The following is a 25,482-nucleotide window of genomic DNA, read 5'->3' on the forward strand; positions in this document are numbered from 1 at the left end:
GCCAGGTCGATCAGTGCAGCTTGAGCCCGCCCTTGAACAACAGATCCAGACGGTCGATAAGGATGCGCAGAATGGTCCTGGGAATGCCGAAACAGGCGGCCTGATGCATGCGGTAAAGCGAGACGTACATCAGCCTGGCAATGCGCCCCTCGACCAGCAGTGGATTGGCCGAAAACAGCCCGATCAGGCTGCCCAGAGTCTTGTACTGGCTCAGATTGATCAGCGAGCCCATCTCCTTGTAGACATAGGCCTGCGTGGGTTCTCCAGACAGTACCCGGTGCAGGTTTCGGTAAACCACGCTGGCCATCTGATGCGCCGCAGCCGCACGGGCTGGAGAGACGCTACCATCCGCCATCTGCACATAGGCGCAATCACCTAGCGCCCAGATATGGCTGTCCCGACTGGTACGCAGATCGGCATTCATCACCAGCTGGTTATTGCCGGTGGTTTCCAGGCCGCCAAGCCCCTTCATATAGTCTTCGCACTTGACCCCGGCCGACCATATGCGCAGTTCGGCTTCGATCAGTTCGCCCTGATCGGTGACAAAACCTTGAGCGGTTGCTTCGCGAACCTTCACTCCGGTGCGAACTTTCACGCCCGCATCCTGCAGGCCTTTGGTTGCTGCGCTGGAGATGCTTTCCGGGAGCATTTGCAGAATGCGCGGTGCGGTTTCGATCAAGGTGGTGTCCAGCGCATCGGCACGCAGCTTGTAACCCGCCTGCTGGGCCCGCAGCAGCACATTCTGCAGCTCGGCAGAAAGCTCCACACCGGTAGCACCGCCACCGACAATAGCCACATTCAGATGGAAATCCTGCGGATTGTTGCTGCCGGTGATTTGCGCCATATTGGCTTTCATGCCATAGGCCTGCAGCAGGCTTTGCAAGCGTTCGGCCGCCGCAGCCGTGTCCAGAAACAGGCAATGCTCCTTGATACCGGGGATGCCGAAATCGTTGCAGACGCTGCCGACAGCGATGACCAGATGGTCGTAGTGCAAGGGCCGCTCCGGCAGCAATTCGACGCCGCCCTCACCGAGAAAGGCCGACAGCATCAATTGCCGGGCCTGCCGGTCCAGGCCGACCATGCGCGCATGGACAAATTCGAAATGATTCTTCAGCGCGTGCAAATGGTAACGAATGGCTTCACTGCCCGGATCAATGGTTCCTGCAGCCAACTCGTGCAACAGTGGCTTCCACAGATGGTAACGATGGCCATCAACCAGAATGATCCTGGCCAGACCTTTCTTGCCCAGGGAACGCCCAAGCCGGGTCACCAGCTCAAGACCGCCAGCGCCACCACCCACCACCACAATTACCGGAGCATCAGACATGTCTGCTCACTTGCTGGAAAATAAAAATGGCCAGACTTGCGTAATGCGTCTGGCCCGGTTCAACCCAGCATAGCCGATGGCACCTGCGGCAAATGCTCAATCGCGGGGCTTCAGTCTCGCTATCAGGCTGGAAGTATCCCAGCGGTTGCCGCCCATCGCCTGCACATCGGCATAGAACTGATCGACCAGCGCCGTAACAGGTAGTTGCGCACCGTTACGGCGCGCCTCATCCAGCACGATCGCAAGGTCCTTGCGCATCCAGTCCACGGCAAAACCATGCTCGAATTCGCCGGCGAGCATGGTCTTGTGGCGATTTTCCAGCTGCCAGGACTGCGCTGCGCCCTTGCTGATCACCTCCATGGCGCCCAGTCCGTCCAGTCCGGCGCACTGGGCAAAATGCAGTGCTTCGGAAAGCCCTTGCACCAGTCCGCCGATGCAGATCTGGTTGACCATCTTGGTCAGCTGCCCGCTGCCAACCGGGCCCATCAGACGGATCATCTTGGCGTAGCTGTCGATCACCGGCGCAGCGCGCTGGTAAAACACCGGCTCGCCGCCGACCATGACGGTCAGCATACCGTTTTCCGCGCCGGCCTGGCCCCCAGACACCGGCGCATCAAGAAAGCCCAGCTCCCGCTCGGCAGCAATGACGGCCATTTCGCGCGCCACATCGGCAGAAGCGGTGGTGTGATCAACCAGCACCGTACCCGGACTCATGCCGGCAAAGGCACCCTGCTCGCCCAGCAGCACCGCGCGCAGATCATCATCATTGCCGACACAGACCATCACGAACTCGGCACCTGCGGCAGCCTCGCGTGGCGTGCCGGCGCTTTCTCCGGAATATTTCTCACACCAGGCCAGCGCTTTCGCCGGATTACGGTTGTACACCCGCACCTGATGCCCCTCGCAGGCCAGATGGCCGGCCATGGGGAAGCCCATCACGCCCAGTCCGATAAATGCTACTTTTGCCATGTTTCACCTCGATTCAAAGTCCTCCCAGCCTAGCATGCAGGCTCGGGCCGGGGCACCTGCACAGCCAAAGCCGCCCCTAGTGACGCTGCAAGGGCTCTTGGGCATAATGCGCCACCTCTTTTTCACCCTTTCGGGGAGTCCTGCATGTTCAAGGTCAACGAATACTTCGACGGCACCGTCAAATCCATTGCTTTCGGCATGAGCGAAGGCCCGGCCACCATTGGCGTCATGGCTGCCGGCGACTATGAATTCGGCACCGCCCAACTGGAAATCATGCATGTGATCGCCGGCGCCCTGAGCGTGAAGCTGCCCGGCAGCGATAGCTGGGAAACCTTTGCCAGCGGCAGCAAGTTCACTGTCCCGGCCAACAGCAAGTTCCAGCTCAAGGTAGCGCAGGACACCGCCTACCTCTGTGAATACCGCTGAGTCGGTAACCTGCATCGTTGCAGCGATAGCCAAACAATCCCGCGATCACTTGTGCTATCGCTGCGCAACACGAAGCCGTAACGTTACAGCGCCCTTCGGCTTCGACGCTTCTGCCAGACGCTGTCGGGCAGGCAGCAATCCTCTCTGTAATTACCTCGACTAGGCTTCAGGCTATGTTCATCCAGCCCGACCGGCGCGTCTCTGCCAGGCACAGGTCCGGCAAAGGCACCCGCCCAGCGGCTGGTACCAGTCATCCATTACTCGCCAGAACCCGGGGTTAGCAGCATGCCAGGCAGCAAATCCCTCTCGATTGTTATCCTGCCAATTGCACTGCTGGTCATCGCCATGTGCTCGATTCAGGGTGGTGCGGCGCTGGCTAAAAGCCTGTTTCCGTTGGTCGGTGCCGAAGGCACAACGGCGTTACGCCTGAGTCTGGCCGCCCTGATTCTCGGCCTGGTCATGCGCCCGTGGCGCACGCGCCTGAACATAGCTGCCTGGCGTGCGCTGGTGGCCTATGGTACTGCACTCGGCGGAATGAACCTGATGTTCTACATGTCGCTGAAAACCGTGCCGCTGGGGATTGCCGTGTCACTGGAATTCACCGGCCCGTTGCTGCTGGCCATCCTGTCATCTCGCCGGGCAATCGATTTTGTCTGGGTGGTGTTGGCGGTCTGCGGGCTGGCCCTGTTGTTGCCCAGTCAGCTGACCGATGCACCGCTGGACCCGACCGGTGCCGCTCTGGCGCTCGGCGCCGGAGCCTGCTGGGCGCTGTATATCATCTTCGGGCAGAAAGCCGGGGCTGCACACGGCGCACAAACCGTTGCCCTCGGCACCCTGGTAGCGGCGCTGATTGTCTTTCCGATTGGTGTGATGCAGGCCGGAAGCAGCCTGTTCCACTGGTCACTGCTGCCTGTCGCGCTGGCGGTGGCGTTACTCTCTTCGGCCCTGCCCTATTCTCTGGAAATGGTTGCCCTGGCACGCATGCCGGCGCGTACCTTCAGCATCCTCATGAGTCTGGAACCGGCCATCGCGGCACTGAGCGGCATGCTGTTTCTGCAGGAACAACTGACAGGCCGGCACTGGCTGGCTATCGGCGCGATCATTCTTGCCGCACTGGGCACTGCCTCGACCATCAGGCCCAGAGCGAATCCTCCCCAGAGTTGCTGAACGGCGCTGCAAACCTAGTCTTCATTGAATTGCAGCTCTGCCAGACGCCGGTACAGGGCGTTGCCAGCCACCAGTTGCTGATGGGTACCGAGCGCCACCAGCTTGCCGTGATCGATAACCGCAATACGATCCGCACCTTTCACGGTGGCCAGCCGGTGGGCAATCACCAGCGTGGTACGGCCGGCCATCAGGCCGGGCAAGGCTTGCTGGATCAGATGTTCGCTTTCGGCATCCAGGGCGCTGGTGGCCTCGTCGAGCAGCAGTACCGGCGCATCCACCAGCAAGGCACGGGCAATGGCCAGCCGTTGGCGCTGGCCACCGGACAAGCCCAGACCAGCATCACCCAGACGGGTCTGGTAGCCCTGCGGCAGTTTCATGATGAAGTCGTGGGCATAGGCTGCCCGGGCCGCCGCTTCAACTTCGGCTGCACTGGCCTGCTGCCGACCGTAGCGGATGTTTTCCTCCACACTGCCGAAAAACAGCGCCGGATTCTGTGACACCAGGGCAAAGCAGCGGCGCAAATCTGCCGGGTCGAGTTGCTGAATCGGTATCCCTTCGAGGCGAATCTCGCCTTGCTGGGTATCAAAGAAGCGCAGCAACAGGTCGAACAAGGTCGACTTGCCGGCACCACTTGGCCCGACCAGTGCCAGCGTCTCGCCGGCGGCGACCGTCAGGCTGATGCCATCGACCGCAAAATGCTCCAGCCGCGACGGGTAGGAAAAGCGCAGATCGCGCAATTCGATGGCGCCGCTGACCCGCGCCGGCAGCTTTTGCAGACCGCTCGGCGGAGCGGTAATGGCGTTGCCGGTCTTGAGCAATTCGGCTATCCGCTCGGCTGCACCGGCCGCGGTTTGCAGCTCGCCGATCACTTCGCTGATAGTGCCGAATGAGGAACCGACGATCAGGCTGTAAAACACGAAAGCCGCCAGATCACCCGGCGAAATGCGTCCGGCAATCACGTCCATGCCGCCGACCCAGAGCATCACCCCGACCGCGCCGAGCACCAGCAGAATGACCACGCTGATCAACGCGGCGCGCTGCCTGATGCGCTGCCGCGCGGTATTGAAGGCCGCTTCTGCCGTCTCGGCAAAACGCAGCTTGTCCTGCTGCTGATGGTTGTAGGCCTGCACGGTCTTGATCTGCCCGAGCGTTTCGCCGACATAGCTGCCGACATCCGCCACGCGGTCCTGACTCTGCCGCGACAGGGCACGCACGCGCCGGCCAAACAGCAGGATCGGCACCACCACCAGCGGCAACGCAGCAATCACGATGGCGGTCAGTTTGACGTTGGTGAAAAACAGGAAGATCACCCCGCCGATCAGCATGATCAGGCTGCGCAAGGCCATCGACAGCGAGGAGCCGATCACCGATTGCAGCAAGGTGGTATCGGCGGTTAGGCGCGACTGGATTTCCGAACTGCGGTTGCTTTCGTAGAAGCCCGGATGTAACTCGACCAGATGATCAAACACCTGCTTGCGGATATCCGCAACGCAGCGCTCGCCGAGCCAGGACACCAGATAAAAGCGCACATAGGTGCCCACGGCCATGCACAGCACCAGGATGAAGAACAAGCCGATCGACTGATTGAGGGCGTGCGGTGACTGGGTGGCCAGGCCCTGATCGACCAGCAGACGGATGCCCTGCCCCATCGACAGGGTAATTGCAGCAGTGAACAGCAGCGCAGCCAGTGCAGCCAGCACCCGCCAGCGATATGGTGCGATAAAGCGCCCGGCCAGTTGCAGGGCGTGACGCTGGCGTGCTGAAAGCAAAGATCTCAAGAGCGGGATTCTCCGGTGGTATAGCCGAGGGGATAAAGCAGTTCTTCCTTGTAGCCGGCCCAGACGCGCACGGCATCGGGAAAGCTGTCATCCAGTTGCGGGTCACCGCTATCGACCAGCAGCGGGCGGCCGGCAAGGGTGCCCAGCTTGCGCTTGGTGGCCACCACCCGCAACCGCTCGGGACCAATGCAGCGCACTACGCGCGGACTGATCTGCTGGTTGCCACGGCCGAGGATATGGCCCTGGCCGCCGATAGCGGTAACCAGCAGATACGCCGGGTGCCCGTCCACCAGCGCAAACAGCTGTGCCTCGGTGAGGTCACGGCCAATCACCTGACCATTCTCGATCACATCGACACCCAGCAAGGTGGTCTGCAGGCCGAGATTCTGCGCCAGGCCATGCAGGGTCGAGCCGGGGCCGAATACGTAACGCACATCCGCTTCCCAGCTGTCACTCAGCCAGTCGGCCAGATCGTTGAGTACCAGTTCCTCGGACTCCATGCCGGCCTGCTTGACGTGTTGCATGTACTGACCCGGCTCCGGCACTGTGAGCTCGCCATACCAGCGTGCGGCTACCCGTCCCTCGCGCAAGGCCTGCTCATCCAGATCGCGCACTTCACCGGACGTCAGCCTGACCAGCCCGCCTTCAATCAGTTGCCGCGCCAGCTCACCCGCCGCACGCGGACTGATGGCGTAGACGCCGGAGTGGATCTTCACCCCGGCCGGAATACCCAGCACCGGCTGCCCCTCGCGCACCACGGCACAGACATCGCGGGCGGTGCCATCGCCACCGGCAAACAGGAGCAGCGCGCACCCGGCAGCCTGAAGTTCCTGCACCGCTGCCCGGGTATCTGCCGCACTGGTCGGGCCTGCATGCTTTTCTGCAAGCACACGATGGGCAAAGCCCATGCTCGCCAGCAGATCCGCACCCATCGGCCCCGGAAAGGTCAGAAATTCAATCTGCTCAAGCAGTGGCAGCAACAACTCCAGCGCCTGCCTTGTGCGCACTGCAGCCTGTGGCTCGGCGCCAAGGGCGAGTGCCTGTTCGGCCACCCCGTCACTGCCCTTGAGTGCCAGGGTACCGCCCAGACCAGCCAGCGGATTGATAATCAAGCCCAGATGAAACATGCCTTCTCCCGTGTAAGGAAAAATTCGATTGATTGTCACATTGCGGTTATCTGGCAGCGATAACGTGCAACTGCCTCAGTTAAAGGAGATCAGTCATGCATCAGTTAGCATCTACCCTTAGCCGCGTCCGCACACCATCCCGCGCTTTTCTTCACGGCGGTTTCAACAATGACCGGGTCACCCGCCCGATGCTGCTCCAGGCCTGCCGTGATGTAGAGCATGAACTCCAGCGTTTGTTGCGCAGGCAGCGCTGGATGCGTCTGGGCAAACTATTGCGGCGCTCCATCGGCTTCTGAAATCAGTCGCGCGCCCAGAGCACTGACCAGGCTGCGTAACGTCGCAGGTGCGCCGGGCAGGCGCACCTGCAAACCCTCGATTTCACGACGCACCGGATAGTTCTTGCGCAAGCGGTCAAAGGCCGCGCCGCGCTGTGCCGGCGTGCCCTGCAGGGTGCGGCGGAAATCGGCATCGTCACGCTGCGGGTCGTATACCGCCCGGCACAGTAACGGCAGCACACTGCCTGGCTCAACGGCCTTATCCAGTGGTAGTTCAATTTGTGCAGGCGCCGGCATCAGCTGTTCCAGCTGTACCGTCGCCGGCTGATTCATGCAGGCACAAAAAGCCTGGTAGATCTGCGCCGTACCACGCAACTTGCCGTCCAGACTGTAGCCGGCGATATGCGGGGTGGCTATCTGGCACAATCCGGCCAGTGCCACATCGACCTGTGGCTCGCCTTCCCAGACATCCAGCACCACCTGCAGATCAGCACCGTTCTCAAGCTGTTGCCGCAGCGCCAGGTTATCCACCACCGCTCCGCGACTGGCGTTGAGCAGCCAGGTTCCGGGGCGCAGCGCAGCAAGCTGCCTGGCACCGATCAGATGCCGGGTATCGGCAGCCAGTGGCGTATGCAGACTGATGACATCGCAATCACGCAGAATTTCCTCCAGCCCGACGAATTCACCACCCTCAAGTGCGGCCCTCGGCGGATCACAGACCTTGACCGCCCAGCCCAACCCGCGCAGCACGTCGAGCAACCGGCCACCGACCTGACCGGCGCCGACTATGCCGTAGCAGCGTAACGCCGGATCGACGTTCTGCCGCTCGGCCAGTGCCAGCACGCACCCGAGCACATAATCGACCACCCCGCGCGCATTGCAGCCCGGCGCGCTGGACCAGTGGATGCCTGCCGCGTCGAAATAGTCCAGATCCAGATGGTCGGTACCTATGGTGCAGGTACCAACGAAAGCTACCTTGCTGCCTTCAAGCAAGGCGGCATCTACCCGGGTCACCGAGCGCACCAGCAGCACATTGGCATCGCGCACCGCGGCAGTGTCAATGCTGCGCCCCGGATAGCGGCGAATCTCGCCGAAACCGGCAAAAAATTCGTCGAGTAAAGGAATGTTTTCGTCGGCAACAATCAGCATGCAGGGCTCCCGGTTGAGGCTCGACATTCTACTGCATGGCACCCTTTACGCGGCTGATTCCTTACCCGACAGGCAGCTCAGCGCGTAAACTGGCCGGCCTTTCATGTGCAGGTTGCCACCGTGTCCCGTCTTGCTTCGCGTCTTGCCCGAGCCCGTACTGAATTCCGCGGGCTGCTGGTGCTGGCTATTCCGATCATGATCGCGCAGTTGTCTTACGCGGCGATGGGCTTTGTCGATACCGTGATGTCCGGCCAGGTCAGTGCACAGGATCTGGCTGCAGTGGCACTGGGCAACTCGTTGTGGGTGCCGGTTTTTCTACTGATGACCGGCACGTTACTGGCTACCACCCCTAAAGTGGCGCAGCGCTTTGGTGCCCGGCAAGACAGCGAAATCCCGCCACTGGTACACCAGGCCTTGTGGTTGGCGCTAGGAATCGGTGCCTTGTGCGGCACAGCGCTGTGGAATGCCGAAGCGGTGCTGCAACTGATGCAGGTCGAACCGAGCCTGATCGAACCGGCCATGGGTTATCTGCGCGCGGTGGCTTGCGGCTTTCCGGCGATAGCCCTGTTCCATGTGCTGCGCTGCTATAGCGACGGTCTGGGCATGACCCGCCCGACCATGGTGCTGGCAGTCATTGGTCTGCTGCTGAATATCCCGCTCAACTACATCTTTATTTACGGCAAGTTCGGACTGCCGGCGATGGGCGGCGTGGGCTGTGGCTGGGCCACTTCACTGGTGATGCTGGTCACGCTGCTGGGCATGCTCGGCTGGGTCAGCCTGGCACCGCACTATCGCAACAGCCGCGTGCTGCGCCAGTTCCAGTGGCCACAGCTGGCGGTTATCCGTCGTTTGCTCAGCGTCGGGTTGCCAATCGGGATCTCGGTGTTTGCCGAATCGAGCATCTTTGCGGTGATTGCCCTGCTGATCGGCGCCATGGGCGCCACCATGGTCGCCGGGCACCAGATTGCACTGAACTTCAGCTCGATGGTGTTCATGATTCCCTACTCACTGGGCATGGCCGTGACCGTGCGGGTCGGCCACGCGCTAGGCGCCGGATCACCCCGTGGCGCGCGCTTTGCCGCCGCTGTGGGCATGGCTACTGCGCTGATCTACGCCTGCCTGTCGTCCAGTGCCATGCTGTTGCTGCGCGAACAGATTGCGCAAATCTACACCGACAACCCTGCGGTTATCGCCATTGCCGGCTCGCTGCTGATCTACGCGGCAATCTTCCAGTTTTCCGATGCCATCCAGGTCACTGCGGCCGGGGCCCTGCGCGGCTATCAGGACACCCGCATCGCCATGCTGTTCACCCTGTTTGCTTACTGGGGTATCGGTTTGCCGGTCGGCTACAGCCTTGGACTGAGCGAGCAATTCGGTGTGATGAGCGGTCCTGTCGGACTCTGGCAAGGGCTGGTTGTCGGCCTGACCAGCGCGGCATTCATGCTCGGTATTCGCCTGGTCCTCAGTGCCCGGCGGCGTATTCGCCTGAGTGAACAGCTGTCCGGAGCACCCTTGCCCTGAGCGGCAGGCCGGTCAGACCTTTACTCTCCGTGAACCCGGGTAGCGGCCAGCAGTTGCCAGTAGGCTTCACTCAGATGCTCGCGGCCGGCCAGCAAGTGCTCGAGATAGGCGCGGGTCGGTCGCAAGCCATCGCTACGCCAGGCCGGATTGGCCACATATACCCAGCCCGGCAACATGCCTTGCGCGGTAAGCACCGGCATGCGCTCGCGGCTGTAGAAAACCGGCGTGCCTTCGAACGGGTCCATCTTGAAGATTTCCGCCGGAGCATCCAGCCGGTACATAACGCCTTCGACCAGCGCGCCCTGACGATGGCGGATGTTCGCGTAAGCGGTATCCGGCCGATCATGGGCCCGCTTGTTGAAACACAGCTCGTACCCGTGCAGCTGTCCGGCCAGGACCTCGCTGAACAACAAACCGCGGGTCCGCATGCGCTGCGGATTCATGTTCGAGCCGTAGGCAAAGTACCAGCTGCTCATTCGCCGACCTTGATCCGTATCCAGTACAGATAGGCGCTGTCCTGTTCGGCCTGCTGCAGCAGCTCATGGCCGAGAAACATGCAGAATTTCGGGATATCACGCCGTGTAGACGGATCGGTGGCGATCACCTTGAGCAAGGCGCCGGGTGGCAGATCACGCACCTTGTTGTGCAGCAGCATCACCGGCTCCGGGCAATGCAGGCCGGACGCATCCAGCTCGGCATCAAACACGGGATCAAAGGATTGATTCATGCGCTAACTCCTTGGCTGGCGCTATTGTCCCGCAAACCACCCGCGCCGGTCACCCGCTGCATGCAATAGCGTGAATTGTCATAACCGCCGCAGGTGACAAGTCACCTCTTCACGGTCGTGATAGAGCTGCTTGCAACCGATAGTGGCCTTGACGCCCCGTGCCTGCAGGCCGTCCTCGATGCGCTGCAGCAGGCGCATGACTTCGGCATAGCGCTGCTTCATCGGCAATTTGAGGTTGACTACCGCTTCGCGGCACCAGCCCTCGCCCAGCCAGGTTTCGATCAGCGCCGCATTGCGCGCCGGCTTCTCGACGATATCGCAGACCATCCAGTGCACCGGATGCCGCGGCTTGAAGGCGAAACCGTCAGCCCGCTGGTGCTCGACCAAGCCCAGGTACATGAGGTTTTCATCCATCGGGCCATTGTCGACGGCAATCACGCGGATGTTGCGCTTGACCAGCTGCCAGGTCCAGCCACCGGGTGCCGCGCCCAGATCGACTGCGGTCATGCCCGGCGCCAGCCGCTTGTCCCAGTCATCGCGCGGGATGAAGTGATGCCAGGCCTCTTCCAGCTTGAGCGTCGAACGACTCGGTGCTTCGCGGGGGAACTTCAAGCGCGGGATACCCATCGGCCACATGGCGCAGTTATCCGCTTCGGCCAGACCGACAAACACCGCGCGACCACTCTTGAAGGTCAGCAGCAAACGCGGCTTGCGCGGATCATCCACCAGCCTGCCCGCCTTGCTCAGGGCCTTGCGCAACGGCACCTCGAACATCTTGCAGAATTTGGACAGCTCCTTGCCGTCATTGGTATCCAGCACTTCCAGCCACAGGCTGCCGCAAACCGGATAACTCGCCAGATGCGCGAGCAGCACGCTGATACGGTCTTTCTCCGGCAAGTCGATGAAATCGCCGCGCGCCCACTGGCGGGGGAAGATCAGCTTTGCAAAGCGCTGGCCATGCATGAGTGTTTGCGGGCCATCGGCCGCATTGCAAACAAACTCTGCATAAGCGCTGTCAGGCTTGGCTTTGGCGTAACCGGCCACATCGAGACGGGCGGCCAGATCGCTGATTTCCGCACAGACTTCATTTTCAAAACCGGCACGGCAATGCAGAAACAGGGTTTTCATCGGCGCTTCTCACAAGGCGGCGCAGGAAAGCCGCGATGTGCTGACTGACTGCTTTTTTGATAGTTGGTGTTCAAGCGGACAACAGCGCACTGCTGTTAACCCTGTGCCGGTTCAGGGCACAGGGCATGTGCCGGATCAGAAGTCGTCCTCGACCTCACCATCCTGCACACCGAACTCACGGCTTTGCAGATAGGCATTACGAATGAACGTGTACTTGTCCCCGGTGATCAGCTTTTCCGCAGACAGCAGACCGGCGCGGGTCTGTACCACATTGAGGCCGTATGCCGAATTACGCACCGGTACATCGCTGACATAACGATAGGGCTCTACAAAGGTGTCCGGCAGTTTGCCAAAGGCATCACGCACGGTACTCGGGCCAAAGAACGGCAACACCAGATAGGGGCCGGAACCGACACCCCAGGAACCCATGGTCTGGCCAAAATCCTCATCACTGCGTTTCAGATCCATCTTGCTGGCCACGTCGAACAGGCCCAGCAGACCGAAAGTGCTGTTGAACAGTACGCGGGCCGTATCAATGCCGGCTTCCTCGAACTTGCCTTGCAGAAGATCGTTGGCAAGGTTCTTCACATCACCCAGATTGCCGAAGAAATTGCTCACGCCGTCTTCCACCGGATCCGGAGTGACGTATTGATAGCCCTGCGCCAGCGGTTTCAGGGCATAGGTGTCGAGCGTGTCATTGAAAGTAAAAATCGGCCGGTTGAAACTTTCCCAGGGATCATCTTCTTCACTGCCCAGAGCCAGTGTGGACATCAGCGTCAGCGAACCCAGCAGCAGTATCTTGCAGGTCTGGCCAATGTTTTTTAATCCGAATGAATCCATTTCACTAACTCCTGGAGCATCTGCCGGCTAAGAGCAGGTAATTTAAATCTGCGGGAAGCGCAAGAACGCTGATTATAGAGGTCGTCGGAGAATTTTCGCAGCATTCTGCTGGCAATCAACGCAACGGGCGGCTGTCATGGTCTGCATTGATATGAATCAGGCAACCCGGCTCAAGCTGAATTACCATTAACCTCAAGCAGGGTTGCCATTCGCGGCCCGTGATTCGAACACGCCTTGAGGGAAATCCGATGCCGCAAAAACTTCAGCAACAATTGCAGCAACTGCACAACGAACTGGCCAAGAATCCGCCTCTGAGCGATGAAGAGCGGGCGTCATTGACCACCTTGCTGCACGATATCGAGGCCAATCTGGAGGCAACCACCGACAGCACAGAGGACGACTCACTGGTAGATGGTGTCAACCTGGCGATAGAGCGCTTTGAAGTCAGTCACCCGACGGTTACCGCCACCCTGCGCAATATTCTGCAAAGCCTGGCCAACATGGGGATCTGATCGTCGCCTACTGGCGAGCCAGCCGCTGGTTCGCCGGTTCAACTGCGTGCGTACTGCGATAAGGGTTGATATCCAGCCCCCCGCGGCGCACATAACGCGCATACACCGTCAGTCGCTCGGGCTTGAGCAGGCGCTGCAGATCAAGAAAGATGCGTTCCACGCACTGTTCGTGGAAATCCGCATGCTGACGAAAGCTCACCAGATACGCCAGAAAGCTGGCGTGATCCAGTTGCGGCCCCAGGTAATCCACCGCCACACTACCCCAATCCGGCTGCCCGGTTACCGGGCAATTCGACCTGAGCAAATGGCTGTGCAGGCTTTCACTGACCTGAACTGAACCGGCACAACGCAACAACTCCGGTTGCGGCTGCGCGTAATTGCTGACACTTATTTCCAGATCGTCGATACACACCCCGGGCAAAACCGTTACGCCCTCGGCACTAACTTCGTCCAGACTGCGTATGCGCACTGCCACCGGCGCATCAGCACAGGCTGACAGGTCACGGCACAGGGTTTTCTGCAGTTCATCGTGCGTGGCAAACACACTCTGGTTTAGCGAGTTGAGATACAGCTTGAACGATTTCGACTCGATGATATTCGCCGAGTCCGCCGGAATGCTGAATTCGCCAATTGCCACCACCGGCTTGCCCGACGGCAGCAACCAGGACAGCTCGTAACAGTTCCAGATATCCACACCCTGATACGGCAGGTTGCCGGCATGCAGCCCGAGTTCTGCCCACTTGGTGCTGCGCGCAATCGGGAACAACAGCCCCGGAGCGTACTGGCTGGTGTATTCACTGGACTTGCCCAGCGGCGAATGTTCGGCAGGGTGCTGCATGGATTCAGACCTGAAGCGCGGTAGAAAGGAACCTGCTCATTCACGCATACCGCGGCCAGTGACCATCAGATGAATGCAGAACAGATAGAAAATCACGGCCGTCAGCAGCATCAGACTGATGGCCACGCCGATATTGATGTCCGATACGCCGAGAATCCCGTAGCGAAAGGCATTGACCATATGCAGGATCGGGTTGGCCATGGAAACCTTCTGCCAGAACACCGGTAGCAGGCTGATCGAGTAGAACACGCCGCCCAGATAGGTCAGGGGCGTCAACACGAAGGTCGGGATAATCGAAATGTCATCAAAGCTGCGGGCAAACACTGCATTGATGAAGCCGCCCATGGAAAAAATCGTGGCGGTCATCAATACCACCAGCATGGTAATGCCGATGTGATGCACCTGCAGATCGGTGAAGAACAGCGACAGCAAAGTCACGATCAGGCCCACAACCAGGCCGCGCACCACACCACCCATGACATAGCCAAGCAGGATGATATGCGGCGAAACCGGCGACACCATCAACTCCTCGATATTGCGCTGGAACTTGCTGCCATAAAAGCTCGATACCACATTGCCGTAGGAGTTGGTGATCACCGACATCATGATCAGGCCCGGCACGATGAACTGCATGTAGGTGAACTCGCCGACGCCACCGATCTGGCGGCCAATCAGGTTGCCGAAAATCACGAAATACAGCGCCATGGTGATCGCCGGCGGTAGCAATGTCTGCGGCCAGATGCGCATGAAACGCCGTACTTCGCGGTAGACGATGGTCTGCAGGGCAATCAGATTGTCGTGAATCTCGCTCATGGGGTCACCTTCGACAAGTTCTTCTCGACCAGGGAAACGAACAGTTCCTCCAGACGATTGCTCTTGTTGCGCAGGCTGAGCACCTCGATATTCTGAGCAGCCAGCTGGCGAAACAGTTCGGTAACGCCCTGTGCCTTGTCCACCAGCACCTCCAGCGTGCGCGAATCAAGCAGGTGTGAGCGGTAGCCGCTCAACTCGGGCGCCAGCAGCTGTGGTTCGGCGAGATCGAGCAGGAAAGTCTCGGACTGCAACTTGAGCAGCAGTTCGCGCATGCTGGTGTTTTCGACAATCTGCCCCTTGTCAATGATGGCGATATTGCGGCACAGCTGCTCCGCCTCTTCCAGATAGTGGGTCGTAAGGATAATGGTCACGCCCTGCTGATTCAGCTCGGTCAGAAAACCCCACATCGAGCGGCGCAACTCGATATCCACACCGGCAGTCGGCTCATCGAGAATCAGCAGTCGCGGGCGGTGCACCAGTGCCCGGGCGATCATCAGACGGCGTTTCATGCCGCCGGACAACATCCGCGCGGCCACATTGCGTTTGTCCCACAAGCCCAGCTCGCTCAGATACTGCTCGGCGCGCTCGCGTGCCTCACGCCGGGGAATACCGTAATAGCCGGCCTGGGTGGCAACAATATCGAAGGGTTTCTCGAACTGGTTGAAGTTGAACTCCTGTGGCACCAGTCCGATACAACGCTTGAGCGCGCCGGGCTCGCGATCCAGGTCGTGACCGAACACGTTGACCGTACCGGAAGTCTTGTTTACCAGCGTGGACAGAATGCCGATGGTGGTGGATTTGCCAGCCCCGTTCGGGCCTAACAAGGCAAAAAAATCGCCTTCTGTGACATCCAGATCAATTCCCTTGAGGGCCTGAAAGCCATTGCCGTAGGTCTTGGTCAGTTGCCGAATGGTCAGAGCAGAACTCATGAATATAAATACACCGGGGAAAGATAAGTCTGGATGTGATGGGTAACCGATAGCGACAAGCCGGTCAGATTCAACCCGTCATCTCGCTGTGCAAGTCGCCAGCCAGGAAGGCTGCATCGGCGGCAAACAGGTGCGGATACACCTTGCGCAGATGTTCGAAGAACAGCTCCAGCGGAAAATCTGCAAACTGACCGTGATCAAGCAGGTACTCCATATAGCGCTCACCGTCCTGATTGAACGGGTGAAAGACGCTATCGCTGCGGCCATCAAACTCCAGCGGTTCGACCTTGAACAAGCGGCAAAGCGTCAGATTGAAAGCCGGAGTGGCCTTGACCCAGCGCCCTTCAATGAACAGCTCGGTGTAACCGTGCATGGCGAACACTTCGGTACGCAGCAGTTCGATCAGCCTGGGAGTAGACAGGTGATTGCGCACATCGGCCAGACCGATGCGTGCAGGAATCCCGCAATGTCTGGCGCAGGCTGCCAGCAGCAAGGCTTTGGGCACACAGTAGGATTCGCCGGCCTGCAGCGCGTAGCTGGCTTTCAGTGTTTGCGGATCGGCGCTGAAGGAATACGGGTTGTAGCGAATTTCATCACGCACTGCGAGATAGAGGCTGACTGCCTGCAACCGAGGATCGGAACTCGCGCCACGATGCTGCTCGGCGAAACTCACCACCAGCGGGTGGTCACTGTCTATGAAGGGCGTCGGCTGGAGAAATTCACGCATGATGGCTCTCGCTCACAAGGCCGGTAAGTTTAACCGCAATTGGCTGGACAGCGCAGGTCAATCCCGGCGAACTCGCCGCCGAATGCGCCAGCTCGTCAGACGATAAGGCTATACTGCGCGCCCTTTCCAGCCCGAGGACCGCGCCGTGACCAGCCCCTACCTTGACCACCATTTGGCCCTACTGCAGCATCTGCGCAGCATTCTGCTGGCACTTGGCGAGGCTGAACAGGTACCGGATGAAACCCACGCCCTGTTCCTCGAACGCTACGATGAACTGCTGGCTGAACTGCCGGACGACACCGAAAACAATCTGTATCTGGGTCAGGACCTGCTCAGCCAGATATTTCACCGCTATCCGCAAATCGCTCACCTGATTCCGCGGGACTTGCTGTGGTTCTTCGGCGGCGATTGCCTGCACTTCATGCCGGACGAAGAAATCCAGCTCTATCAGCAACTGGACGAACGCCGCTTTGCCGCCATCGAGAATGACGAAGAGTTCGACTGGGCCGCGGAAAAACAGCTGCTGGCGATGCCTACGGATGGCTCCAGACACTGAGCTTGATCACCTAAACCGCACAAACAAAAACGCCGCTCAAATGAGCGGCGTTTTTGTGAATCTGGAGCGGGAAACGAGACTCGAACTCGCGACCCCGACCTTGGCAAGGTCGTGCTCTACCAACTGAGCTATTCCCGCAATGGCGTCCCCTAGGGGACTCGAACCCCTGTTACCGCCGTGAAAGGGCGGTGTCCTAGGCCACTAGACGAAGGGGACGCAGCCCGGAACGTGCAACTTGTTTTCCGGCCTCCCCGGTTGGCCAGAAGGCTTCACCGTGGAAGTGGCGCGCATTCTAGGGAGCCATCGCACAAGCGTCAACCCTCGAAACAAATTCTTCCTGAAGACTATCGGCAGAGCCAGATTCCGCGGCTGTTGCCGAACGCTGCCGGATTACGCCGGCTCGTGCTGAATGGCGCAGGCATCGCTGATAAAGCGCTCCAGCAGCCCGCCCAGTTGCTCCCGCAATTCGACCATCTGATCCAGGTTAAGACCACTGCTACACAACAGCTGATCCCGCAAAGGCAGCACCCGTGACTGCAAGGTAACACCCTGCCCGGTCAACGCCAGATGCACTTCACGTTCATCATGCACGGCACGCTTGCGTTCAACCAGCCCCAACTGCTGCAAGCGTTTGAGCAGTGGCGTCAGGGTGCCGGAATCAAGCATCAGCCGTTCTCCCAGCGCTTTGACCGTAGGCTGCGCTGGTGCAATGGCGTGCCACTCCCACAGAACCAGCATGACCAGATACTGCGGATAGGTAAGCCCCAACTGGTCAAGCATCGGCTTGTAGCCACGCACCACCGCACGCGAGGCTGCATAGAGCTTGAAGCACAACTGGTTATCCAGCAGCAATTCCGGCTGCAATGAAGACGAACCGGTCATTTCAGCAGGGCTTCAATCTCGCTGGTGAGGTCTTCCGGCTTGGTTGTCGGCGCAAAACGCTTTACCAGCTTGCCGTCCTTGCCAACCAGAAACTTGGTGAAGTTCCACTTGATGCCCTTGCTGCCCATCAGGCCGGGAGCACGCTGCTTCAGTTCGGCATACAACGGATGGGTATTGTCGCCGTTGACTTCAATCTTCTTGAACAGCGGGAAGGTCACGCCGAAATTCAACTCGCAGAATTCGGAGATGGCGCCCTCGTCGCCCGGTTCCTGGTGGCCGAACTGGTTGCACGGAAAGCCGGCAATCACCAGACCTTTGTCCTTGTATTGCTGCCACAAGGCTTCAAGGCCCTTGTACTGTGGCGTAAAGCCGCATTTGCTGGCCGTGTTGACCACCAGCACCGCTTTGCCACCGAAATCGGCAAGCGTCTTGCTGTCGCCTTTGATGGTGGTTGCAGGAATATCGAGAAGGCTATTGCTCATGATCAAACTCCGGTCAGTTCAGTTAGTGGGCAAAGGATAACCGGATATTGAATTGTGAACAATCCAATTGTTATCAATCATTCGCATCCCGAGGTACCAGCCTCAGGCACACCGAATTGATGCAGTAGCGCAACCCGGTTGGTTTCGGCCCGTCAGGAAACACATGCCCCAGATGGGCATTGCAGGCAGCACAGCGCACTTCGGTGCGCCGCATGCCATGGCTGTGATCATCCAGCTGCAGCAGCGCCGCGGGATCAATGGCCTGAAAATAACTGGGCCAGCCGCAGCCGGAATCGAATTTGGCGGAAGAATCAAACAGCGCGGCATCACAGCAAACACAGTGATAAGTCCCGGGCTCCTTGCTGTCATGGTATTTACCGCTGAAGGGTCGTTCGGTGCCACCCAACCGGCACACCTGAAACTCTTCAGTACTCAAGGATGCACGCCACTCTTCCGGCGTTTTTTCAATTCTGGCCATGTTCATTCTCCTGATCTTTGCTGTATGCGTGACGCCTTTCCCCGCAGCCATGGCGCACGTATCATGCGTGGCTTTCAGTAGCCAGTCTGAGCCAGTAATCGCAACCAGCCAAGTTGCCATTCGCTTCAGCACCAAGGAGCATCATGCAGGTCAGTAAATCAAACAAGCTTGCCAACGTCTGCTACGACATCCGCGGTCCGGTGCTCAAGCATGCCAAGCGCCTCGAGGAAGAAGGCCAGCGCATTCTCAAGCTGAACATCGGCAATCCGGCACCGTTCGGCTTCGAAGCACCCGAAGAAATCCTCCAGGACGTAATCCGCAACCTGCCTACGGCCCAGGGCTACAGCGATTCCAAGGGACTGTTCAGTGCCCGCAAGGCGGTCATGCAGTACTACCAGCAAATGCAGGTAGAGGGTGTTGGCATCGAAGACATCTACCTCGGCAACGGGGTTTCCGAGCTGATCGTGATGTCGATGCAGGCGCTGCTCAACAATGGCGACGAAGTACTGATCCCCGCGCCTGACTATCCGCTATGGACCGCGGCGGTCGCCTTGTCCGGCGGCAATCCGGTGCACTACCTGTGCGATGAGCAGGCCGGCTGGTTTCCGGACATCGACGACATCAAGGCCAAGATCACACCGAATACCAAGGCACTGGTGCTGATCAATCCGAACAATCCGACCGGTGCGGTGTATTCCCGCGAGGTGCTGCTGGAACTGGTCGAACTGGCCCGCCAGCACAAGCTGGTGATTTTTTCCGACGAGATCTACGACAAGATCCTCTACGACGAGGCCAAACATATCTGCACCGCCTCACTGGCGCCCGATGTGCTCTGCCTGACCTTCAATGGCCTGTCGAAATCCTACCGGGTAGCCGGTTTCCGCTCCGGCTGGGTGGTGATTACCGGTCCCAAGCAGCACGCCCAAAGCTACATTGAAGGCATCGACATGCTGGCCAATATGCGCCTGTGCGCCAATGTGCCCAGCCAGCACGCCATCCAGACCGCCCTTGGCGGCTACCAGAGCATCAATGATCTGGTGCTGCCCAATGGCCGCCTGCTGGAGCAGCGCAACCGCACCTGGGAACTACTCAATGACATCCCCGGGGTCAGCTGCGTAAAGCCTATGGGGGCACTCTATGCCTTCCCCAGGATCGACCCCAAAGTCTGCCCGATCCACAACGACGAGAAGTTCGTGCTTGACCTGTTGCTGTCAGAAAAGCTGCTGATAGTCCAGGGTACAGCCTTCAACTGGCCTTGGCCCGATCACTTCCGCGTGGTCACTTTGCCCCGCGTGGATGATCTGGAGCAGGCGATCGGCCGCATTGGCAGCTTCCTGAAAAACTACCAGCAATAATCCGGAACTTGCCATGGCCCAGACCAAGCGCTACCTGCTTACCGGCGCCAGTTCCGGCATCGGCGAAGCCCTCGCCCGCCAGCTGGCCAGCCATGCTTACGACCCGGTACTGGCGGCACAGCGGATCGATACCCCGCTCAATCGGGGCATGGAGAACCGCCCGCTTGTCATTGATGTCGAGGTTGGTGCCGAATTGATCGCCAAGCACATCGAGAACCGCCGCGGATGCGCCTACGTTCCCGGCTGGCCGAGGGCGCTGATCACACCTGTGCTGGGCCTGTTACCACCCCGACTGCTGGGAAAATACTTCTAGATGGACCTGCAAATCGACGAGTTCTATAAAGATTGTGCTGCCGGCTTATTGCAGTTGTATCTGGCGTTTCCGCGACGCACGGCGCTGTATGTGGAAGACCTGATCGGACTGGAAGAGACCGATGAGTTCGGCTTGCCCAGCAAACGCCATCAGAGCTGCCTGGGCGCCCTGTTGTGGCTGGCAGATGAGGGTTACCTGCGCTACGACTCGACGATACGCCACGAGGCCCTTGATCAGGCTGTACTCAGCGAGAAAGGCTTTGTCCGTCTGTCCCGTTCGGTCGCCCATCTGCTGGATACCCCGGCGGATCTGCCGGCTGCTGTCTTGCGCGTACAAGCCACGCTGGCCTGGCAACTGCGCGCAGCCCTGCGCAGCGGGCACAGTGAACGGGTGGTTCAGCTGACTCGCCTGGTTTTCGAGAGCAACCTCGGCGGGTCCGAGGACACAGTTTGAAATAGCTCCCCGGTTGAAGCCGCCCCTGCCCGCCTTATATAAGTCCCTGCGAAATAAACATTTTTCCACTCGGAGAACGTTTCAACCATGATGCGTATTGTGCTGTTTCTGGCAACCAACCTGGCGATCCTGCTGATAGCCAGCATTACCCTGAGTCTTTTCGGCTTCAACGGCTTCATGGCTGCCAACGGCGTTGATCTGCAACTGGATCAGTTGCTGGTGTTCTGTGCAGTGTTCGGCTTCGCCGGCTCAATCATTTCGCTGTTTCTCTCCAAATGGATGGCCAAGAAAGGCACCGGCACACAAATCATCAGCCAGCCACGCACCCGTCACGAGCAGTGGTTGCTGCAAACCGTCGAAGAGCTGTCGCGCCAAGCCGGTATCAAAATGCCGGAGGTGGGTATTTTTCCGGCCTATGAGTCGAATGCCTTTGCCACCGGGTGGAACAAGAACGATGCCCTGGTAGCCGTCAGCCAGGGTTTGCTCGAGCGCTTTTCACCCGAAGAAGTGAAAGCGGTGCTGGCCCACGAGATAGGTCATGTGGCCAACGGCGACATGGTGACCCTTGCACTGATCCAGGGCGTGGTGAACACCTTCGTGATGTTCTTTGCAAAGATTATTGGCAACTTTGTCGACAAAGTTATCTTCAAGACAGAGGAAGGAAATGGCCCGGCCTTTTACATCGCCGACATCGCCGCGCAGCTAGTGTTGGGTATCTTGGCCAGCACGATCGTCATGTGGTTCTCGCGTAAGCGCGAATTCAAGGCCGATGAGGCCGGTGCCCGACTCGCCGGCACTGGCTCGATGATCGCCGCACTGCAGCGGCTTAAATCTGAACAGGGTGTACCGGTGCATATGCCCGAAAGTCTGACTGCCTTCGGTATCAACGGCGGCCTGAAGCAAGGCATTAAAAGTCTGTTTATGAGTCACCCGCCGCTGGATGTGCGTATCGAAGCGCTGCGCCAGCGTGGCTGATTAGCCATAACAACAAACCCGCCTCGTGCGGGTTTGTTGTTATGGCGCCGCTGAAAGTTTACCTTCCCCTCACAGGCCAGTATGCAGCCGGGAATCCGGCAATACAGCCTTCGCCTATTCGTTTGACTGAACAACTGCAAGCCGGACTACCTTTACCCGCAGCCCCTAACTGTTTGATGGGGCAATGGAGAACCTGAATATGCGCTGGGAACGTGGCCGACGCAGTGACAACGTAGTGGATGCGTCTGGAAGCACTGGTGGCAGACGACTGGGCGGACGTGGACGATTGAGCCTTACCGGCGTTGCCATTGTGGTCGTGGTCGGCTTGTTGATGGGTCAGGATCCCCTGCAGATTCTCGGGCAGCTGCTGGGTCAGGGCGGCATATCAACAGCCCCTACCACTAGCCAAACGTCATCCAGCAACAAACAAACATCAGGCAAAGCTGACCCGCAGCGTGAATTTGTCCGGGCAATTCTCGGCAGCACCGAGGATGTCTGGGGCGCCTTGCTGGCCAACAGTCGAACCCCCTACCAGCAACCGAAACTGGTGCTGTTCAAGGGCCATGTCAATTCGGCCTGCGGCATGGCCAGCTCGGCCAGCGGGCCGTTCTATTGCCCGGCCGATCAGCAGATTTATCTGGATATGGATTTCTTTCGCGAACTGGAACAGCGCTTTGCGGCAGCTGGCGACTTCGCCCAGGCCTATGTAATTGCCCATGAAGTGGGACATCACGTGCAAACCCTTACCGGCCTGACCAGCAAGATCAATCAGGCCCGGCAGCGCGGCGAGAAGGTCGAAGGTGCTGACGGCTTGCTGGTACGCCAGGAGCTGCAGGCCGACTGTCTGGCTGGCACCTGGGCGTTCTATGCACAAAAACAGTTGCAGTGGCTGGAACCCGGCGACCTTGAGGAAGCGCTCAATGCCGCCCATGCCATCGGTGATGATCGCCTGCAAAAACAGGCACGCGGCACGGTCACACCCGATGCATTCACCCACGGCACCTCGGCACAAAGAGCGCGCTGGTTCAGACAGGGTTTTGATAGCGGTGATCCCGGACGCTGCAATACCTTCAAAACAGCCAGGCTCTGACAGCCGGGTATTACAGACAACGCCTCGACTAACGCGCACCCAAGCCGGAAACTTGAGTGCACGCAAGCATGTCGGTAACAGTCTTGGGAGAAACTACTGATTGCTAACCCAGAAAACCGCAGTAGCAACCACGAGCATGATGATGGCAAAAATGGCGCGGGCATCAACCACGCTGTCATTGCTTTCGACTTGGGCTTGTTCGCTCATGACTTCCTCTTGTTTTTGTAATGAATAGGATTTCAAGCGCTCCGAGTAAAACCCAGTCAGGCGCTGCACTCAAGCTGCACCGGCAAATAAACCTTGAGCACTTATAACTACGTGTTTAGCGTTTAGATTAAAACATCACTTTTGCGCATAACCACTAGCTGGTATCTTGCGCCGGCTCCACTCACCGGAGTGCGCCGTTCTGCGCGAAGAAGTGCTGCAACCGCCTGAAAACAGGACCTTTATGTACGTATACGACCAGTACGACCAACAGATCGTCGAGGATCGCGTCAAGCAGTTCCGCGACCAGACCCGCCGTTATTTGGCCGGCGAACTGTCTGAAGAAGAATTTCGCCCTCTGCGGCTGCAGAACGGCCTGTATATCCAGCGTTATGCGCCGATGCTGCGCATAGCCGTGCCTTATGGCCTGCTTGCATCCAGACAGGTACGCAAACTGGCACAAATCGCCCGTGACTACGACAAGGGTTATGCGCACATCAGCACCCGGCAGAACGTGCAATTCAACTGGCCCGACCTGGAAGATGTCCCGGATATTCTGGCGGAGCTGGCGACCGTGCAGATGCACGCCATCCAGACCAGCGGCAACTGCATCCGTAACACCACCACCGACCAGTTTGCCGGCGTGGCTGCAGATGAACTGATTGACCCGCGCCCCTGGTGTGAAATCATTCGCCAGTGGTCAACCTTTCACCCGGAATTTTCCCACCTGCCACGCAAGTTCAAGATCGCCGTGAATGGTTCGGTCAGCGATCGCGCAGCGATCGAAGTACACGATATCGGCCTGGAAGCGGTGAAGAACGATGCCGGCGAACTCGGCTTCCGCGTTGCTGTGGGCGGTGGCCTGGGGCGTACGCCGGTGGTCGGCAGCTTTATCAATGAGTTTCTGCCCTGGCAACACCTGCTCAGTTATCTCGACGCTATCCTGCGGATTTATAACCGTTATGGACGTCGCGACAACAAGTACAAGGCGCGCATCAAGATTCTGGTCAAGGCACTGACTCCCGAGGTATTTGCCGAACGGGTCAACGCCGAATGGGCGCACCTGAAGGATGGCCCGACGACGCTGACCGAAGCCGAAGTTGCACGCGTAGCAGCTCACTTCACGGATCCCGCCTATCAGAACCTGCAGAATGAAGACGCCCAGCTTGAGCGCATGGAGCAAGAACATCCCGGCTTTGCCCGCTGGCGCCAACGCAACACCGTGGCCCACAAGAAGCCCGGCTATGTTGCCGTAACCCTGTCGCTCAAACCTACCGGCACGGCGCCTGGCGATGTAACCGACAAGCAACTGGATGCCATTGCAGACCTGGCTGATCGCTACAGTTTCGGCGAAGTACGCAACAGTCATAACCAGAACATCATTCTCGCCGACGTCGAGCAACAGCAGCTGTTCAGCCTGTGGAGTGAGTTGCGCGAACTCGGTTTTGCCACCCCGAACGTGGGCTTGCTGACCGACATCATCTGCTGCCCCGGTGGTGATTTCTGCTCGCTGGCCAATGCCAAGTCGATACCGGTTGCCGAAGCCATCCAGCGCCGTTTCGACGACCTGGATTACCTGTTCGACATTGGCGATCTGGAGCTGAATATTTCCGGCTGTATGAACGCCTGCGGCCATCACCATGTCGGCCATATCGGCATTCTCGGGGTGGACAAGAAAGGTCAGGAGTTCTACCAGGTGTCTCTGGGTGGCAGTTCCGACCGCGAAGCCAGCCTGGCGCAGATTCTCGGCCCCTCATTCGCCCAGGACGACATGCCGGAAGTGATCGAGAAAATCATCAGCGTCTATGTGGGGCAGCGCCACGCAGATGAGAACTTCCTCGATACCTTCCGCCGGATTGGCACCGACCCATTCAAGGAGCGCGTCTATGCAGCGAATCATTAAGAATGGTCAGGTGGTTGACGAGAGCTGGCACCTGATTCCCCGGGAAGCAACAATGGACCAACTGTCCAACTGCGACGACCTGATCGTGCCGCTGGCACTCTGGGTTGATCACAGCAAGGCACTGCTGGCCCGTGATGGCGGCCTGGGTATCTGGCTGGATGCCGGAGATGAAATCGAGGAAATTGCCGATCAGCTGGACTGCTTCGAGGTGATTGCTCTGAACTTCCCGGCTTTCACCGATGGTCGTCACTCCTCGACAGCCTACCTGCTGCGTACCCGCTATGGTTATCAGGGGGAAATTCGTGCGATAGGCGATGTCCTGCGTGACCAGTTGTTTGCCCTCAGACGTTGCGGTTTCGATGCTTTTGCCCTGCGTGAAGACAAAGACCCGATCGATGCCCTGCAGGCCTTTGAAGATTTCAGTGAGGTGTATCAGGCCTCCAGTGATGTTCCACAGCCGCTGTTTCGGCGCCGTTAACTGGTCTTGCCTGCGTTTTTCCGGAGCATGACTGCCTGGCCCAGCGGCCCAACCCGCCAA

The 25,482-nt window shown here is 59.1% G+C and carries 29 protein-coding genes and 2 tRNA genes; 13 read left to right on the plus strand and 18 right to left on the minus strand.

What is annotated here, in order from left to right:
* Positions 1-10: 10 nt before the first annotated feature.
* Positions 11-1,327: an NAD(P)/FAD-dependent oxidoreductase gene (locus BLT89_RS07730; RefSeq protein WP_090193965.1), complete on the minus strand. Its 1,317-nt coding sequence runs from the start codon at positions 1,325-1,327 to the stop codon at positions 11-13.
* Between the two features lie 96 nt (positions 1,328-1,423).
* The gene (locus tag BLT89_RS07735; RefSeq protein WP_090193967.1) at positions 1,424-2,296 is read right to left on the minus strand and encodes an NAD(P)-dependent oxidoreductase; all 873 of its coding nucleotides are present in this window, start codon (positions 2,294-2,296) and stop codon (positions 1,424-1,426) included.
* A 144-nt stretch (positions 2,297-2,440) separates the two neighbouring features.
* Here BLT89_RS07735 and ppnP point away from each other — a divergent pair, with 144 nt between their 5' ends.
* Together ppnP and rhtA are read left to right on the plus strand one after the other, a co-directional pair.
* Positions 2,441-2,722: a pyrimidine/purine nucleoside phosphorylase gene (gene ppnP / locus BLT89_RS07740; protein ID WP_090193968.1), complete on the plus strand. Its 282-nt coding sequence runs from the start codon at positions 2,441-2,443 to the stop codon at positions 2,720-2,722.
* 285 nt (positions 2,723-3,007) lie between these two features.
* Positions 3,008-3,889, plus strand: a complete 882-nt coding sequence (gene rhtA / locus BLT89_RS07745; protein WP_090193970.1) for a threonine/homoserine exporter RhtA — start codon at positions 3,008-3,010, stop codon at positions 3,887-3,889.
* 14 nt (positions 3,890-3,903) lie between these two features.
* Here the strand turns inward: rhtA and BLT89_RS07750 are convergent, their stop codons facing one another.
* Complete coding sequence (locus BLT89_RS07750; RefSeq protein ID WP_090193972.1) at positions 3,904-5,667, minus strand: ABC transporter transmembrane domain-containing protein; 1,764 nt, start codon at positions 5,665-5,667, stop codon at positions 3,904-3,906.
* Entirely contained in the window at positions 5,664-6,794 is a 1,131-nt protein-coding gene (locus tag BLT89_RS07755; RefSeq protein ID WP_090193974.1) for an ATP-NAD kinase family protein, read from the minus strand. The genes BLT89_RS07750 and BLT89_RS07755 overlap by 4 nt, the downstream gene beginning before the upstream one ends.
* A 95-nt stretch (positions 6,795-6,889) precedes the next feature.
* Here BLT89_RS07755 and BLT89_RS07760 point away from each other — a divergent pair, with 95 nt between their 5' ends.
* A complete protein-coding gene (locus BLT89_RS07760) occupies positions 6,890-7,090 on the plus strand; it encodes a hypothetical protein (protein ID WP_090193975.1) in 201 nt (66 codons plus the stop codon).
* Here the strand turns inward: BLT89_RS07760 and pdxB are convergent.
* Positions 7,064-8,218: a 4-phosphoerythronate dehydrogenase PdxB gene (pdxB, locus tag BLT89_RS07765; protein ID WP_090193977.1), complete on the minus strand. Its 1,155-nt coding sequence runs from the start codon at positions 8,216-8,218 to the stop codon at positions 7,064-7,066. The genes BLT89_RS07760 and pdxB overlap by 27 nt on opposite strands.
* Positions 8,219-8,338: 120 nt before the next feature.
* Between pdxB and BLT89_RS07770 the strand changes: the two genes are divergently transcribed.
* The gene (locus BLT89_RS07770; protein WP_231975072.1) at positions 8,339-9,739 is read left to right on the plus strand and encodes an MATE family efflux transporter; all 1,401 of its coding nucleotides are present in this window, start codon (positions 8,339-8,341) and stop codon (positions 9,737-9,739) included.
* Positions 9,740-9,759: 20 nt separating this feature from the next.
* Here BLT89_RS07770 and BLT89_RS07775 read toward each other — a convergent pair whose 3' ends face one another.
* The 4 genes from BLT89_RS07775 to BLT89_RS07790 form a co-directional block, all read right to left on the minus strand.
* Positions 9,760-10,215 (minus strand): gamma-glutamylcyclotransferase family protein, encoded by a 456-nt coding sequence (locus tag BLT89_RS07775; RefSeq protein WP_090193979.1) that lies wholly within the window; start codon positions 10,213-10,215, stop codon positions 9,760-9,762.
* Positions 10,212-10,466, minus strand: coding sequence for a sulfurtransferase TusA (tusA, locus tag BLT89_RS07780; RefSeq protein ID WP_090193980.1), 255 nt, complete (start codon positions 10,464-10,466; stop codon positions 10,212-10,214). Before tusA ends, BLT89_RS07775 begins: the two co-directional genes overlap by 4 nt.
* A gap of 78 nt (positions 10,467-10,544) precedes the next feature.
* Positions 10,545-11,594, minus strand: coding sequence for a 23S rRNA (cytidine(2498)-2'-O)-methyltransferase RlmM (gene rlmM / locus BLT89_RS07785; protein ID WP_090193982.1), 1,050 nt, complete (start codon positions 11,592-11,594; stop codon positions 10,545-10,547).
* Positions 11,595-11,729: 135 nt separating this feature from the next.
* Positions 11,730-12,365 (minus strand): MlaA family lipoprotein, encoded by a 636-nt coding sequence (locus BLT89_RS07790; RefSeq protein ID WP_408003069.1) that lies wholly within the window; start codon positions 12,363-12,365, stop codon positions 11,730-11,732.
* 317 nt (positions 12,366-12,682) lie between these two features.
* Between BLT89_RS07790 and BLT89_RS07795 the strand changes: the two genes are divergently transcribed.
* Positions 12,683-12,946: a DUF4404 family protein gene (locus tag BLT89_RS07795; protein ID WP_090193985.1), complete on the plus strand. Its 264-nt coding sequence runs from the start codon at positions 12,683-12,685 to the stop codon at positions 12,944-12,946.
* Positions 12,947-12,953: 7 nt separating this feature from the next.
* On the opposite strand, the gene queF is transcribed toward BLT89_RS07795, so the two are convergent.
* The 4 genes from queF to BLT89_RS07815 form a co-directional block, all read right to left on the minus strand.
* Positions 12,954-13,784: an NADPH-dependent 7-cyano-7-deazaguanine reductase QueF gene (gene queF / locus BLT89_RS07800; RefSeq protein WP_090193987.1), complete on the minus strand. Its 831-nt coding sequence runs from the start codon at positions 13,782-13,784 to the stop codon at positions 12,954-12,956.
* Positions 13,785-13,820: 36 nt separating this feature from the next.
* Positions 13,821-14,597, minus strand: coding sequence for an ABC transporter permease (locus BLT89_RS07805; protein WP_090193988.1), 777 nt, complete (start codon positions 14,595-14,597; stop codon positions 13,821-13,823).
* The gene (locus BLT89_RS07810) at positions 14,594-15,526 is read right to left on the minus strand and encodes an ABC transporter ATP-binding protein (RefSeq protein ID WP_090193990.1); all 933 of its coding nucleotides are present in this window, start codon (positions 15,524-15,526) and stop codon (positions 14,594-14,596) included. Before BLT89_RS07810 ends, BLT89_RS07805 begins: the two co-directional genes overlap by 4 nt.
* Positions 15,527-15,596: 70 nt before the next feature.
* Complete coding sequence (locus tag BLT89_RS07815; RefSeq protein ID WP_090193992.1) at positions 15,597-16,253, minus strand: transglutaminase-like domain-containing protein; 657 nt, start codon at positions 16,251-16,253, stop codon at positions 15,597-15,599.
* A gap of 145 nt (positions 16,254-16,398) precedes the next feature.
* On the opposite strand from BLT89_RS07815, the gene BLT89_RS07820 reads away from it, so the two are divergent.
* Positions 16,399-16,809 carry a PA2817 family protein gene (locus tag BLT89_RS07820; RefSeq protein ID WP_090193994.1) on the plus strand — a complete coding sequence of 137 codons (411 nt, stop codon included), beginning with the start codon at positions 16,399-16,401 and terminating at the stop codon, positions 16,807-16,809.
* 62 nt (positions 16,810-16,871) lie between these two features.
* Here the strand turns inward: BLT89_RS07820 and BLT89_RS07825 are convergent.
* The 5 genes from BLT89_RS07825 to msrB all read right to left on the minus strand — a co-directional run bounded on the left by BLT89_RS07825 (position 16,872) and on the right by msrB (position 18,651).
* Positions 16,872-16,947 (minus strand) — tRNA-Gly (locus BLT89_RS07825).
* Between the two features lie 2 nt (positions 16,948-16,949).
* Positions 16,950-17,025, minus strand: a tRNA-Glu gene (locus tag BLT89_RS07830).
* Between the two features lie 174 nt (positions 17,026-17,199).
* The gene (locus BLT89_RS07835) at positions 17,200-17,691 is read right to left on the minus strand and encodes a MarR family winged helix-turn-helix transcriptional regulator (RefSeq protein WP_090193996.1); all 492 of its coding nucleotides are present in this window, start codon (positions 17,689-17,691) and stop codon (positions 17,200-17,202) included.
* On the minus strand, positions 17,688-18,173 hold the full coding sequence (locus BLT89_RS07840) for a glutathione peroxidase (protein ID WP_090193998.1): 486 nt from the start codon (positions 18,171-18,173) through the stop codon (positions 17,688-17,690). Before BLT89_RS07840 ends, BLT89_RS07835 begins: the two co-directional genes overlap by 4 nt.
* A gap of 73 nt (positions 18,174-18,246) precedes the next feature.
* Positions 18,247-18,651 (minus strand): peptide-methionine (R)-S-oxide reductase MsrB, encoded by a 405-nt coding sequence (gene msrB, locus BLT89_RS07845; protein ID WP_090194000.1) that lies wholly within the window; start codon positions 18,649-18,651, stop codon positions 18,247-18,249.
* Between the two features lie 143 nt (positions 18,652-18,794).
* On the opposite strand from msrB, the gene BLT89_RS07850 reads away from it, so the two are divergent.
* From BLT89_RS07850 to BLT89_RS07880, 7 genes are all read left to right on the plus strand, one after another.
* Positions 18,795-20,006: a pyridoxal phosphate-dependent aminotransferase gene (locus BLT89_RS07850; protein ID WP_090194001.1), complete on the plus strand. Its 1,212-nt coding sequence runs from the start codon at positions 18,795-18,797 to the stop codon at positions 20,004-20,006.
* A 13-nt stretch (positions 20,007-20,019) separates the two neighbouring features.
* On the plus strand, positions 20,020-20,319 hold the full coding sequence (locus BLT89_RS07855) for a hypothetical protein (RefSeq protein WP_090194003.1): 300 nt from the start codon (positions 20,020-20,022) through the stop codon (positions 20,317-20,319).
* Positions 20,320-20,772 (plus strand): hypothetical protein, encoded by a 453-nt coding sequence (locus BLT89_RS07860; RefSeq protein ID WP_090194005.1) that lies wholly within the window; start codon positions 20,320-20,322, stop codon positions 20,770-20,772.
* 87 nt (positions 20,773-20,859) lie between these two features.
* Entirely contained in the window at positions 20,860-21,747 is an 888-nt protein-coding gene (gene htpX, locus BLT89_RS07865; RefSeq protein ID WP_090194007.1) for a protease HtpX, read from the plus strand.
* 199 nt (positions 21,748-21,946) lie between these two features.
* Complete coding sequence (gene ypfJ / locus BLT89_RS07870; protein ID WP_090198821.1) at positions 21,947-22,837, plus strand: KPN_02809 family neutral zinc metallopeptidase; 891 nt, start codon at positions 21,947-21,949, stop codon at positions 22,835-22,837.
* 448 nt (positions 22,838-23,285) lie between these two features.
* Complete coding sequence (locus BLT89_RS07875) at positions 23,286-24,944, plus strand: nitrite/sulfite reductase (protein WP_090194008.1); 1,659 nt, start codon at positions 23,286-23,288, stop codon at positions 24,942-24,944.
* The gene (locus BLT89_RS07880; RefSeq protein ID WP_090194010.1) at positions 24,928-25,422 is read left to right on the plus strand and encodes a DUF934 domain-containing protein; all 495 of its coding nucleotides are present in this window, start codon (positions 24,928-24,930) and stop codon (positions 25,420-25,422) included. The genes BLT89_RS07875 and BLT89_RS07880 overlap by 17 nt, the downstream gene beginning before the upstream one ends.
* Positions 25,423-25,482: the final 60 nt, after the last annotated feature.

The sequence above is a fragment of the Pseudomonas pohangensis genome, from assembly GCF_900105995.1.
In the GTDB taxonomy this organism is placed as follows: Bacteria; Pseudomonadota; Gammaproteobacteria; order Pseudomonadales; family Pseudomonadaceae; genus Aquipseudomonas; species Aquipseudomonas pohangensis.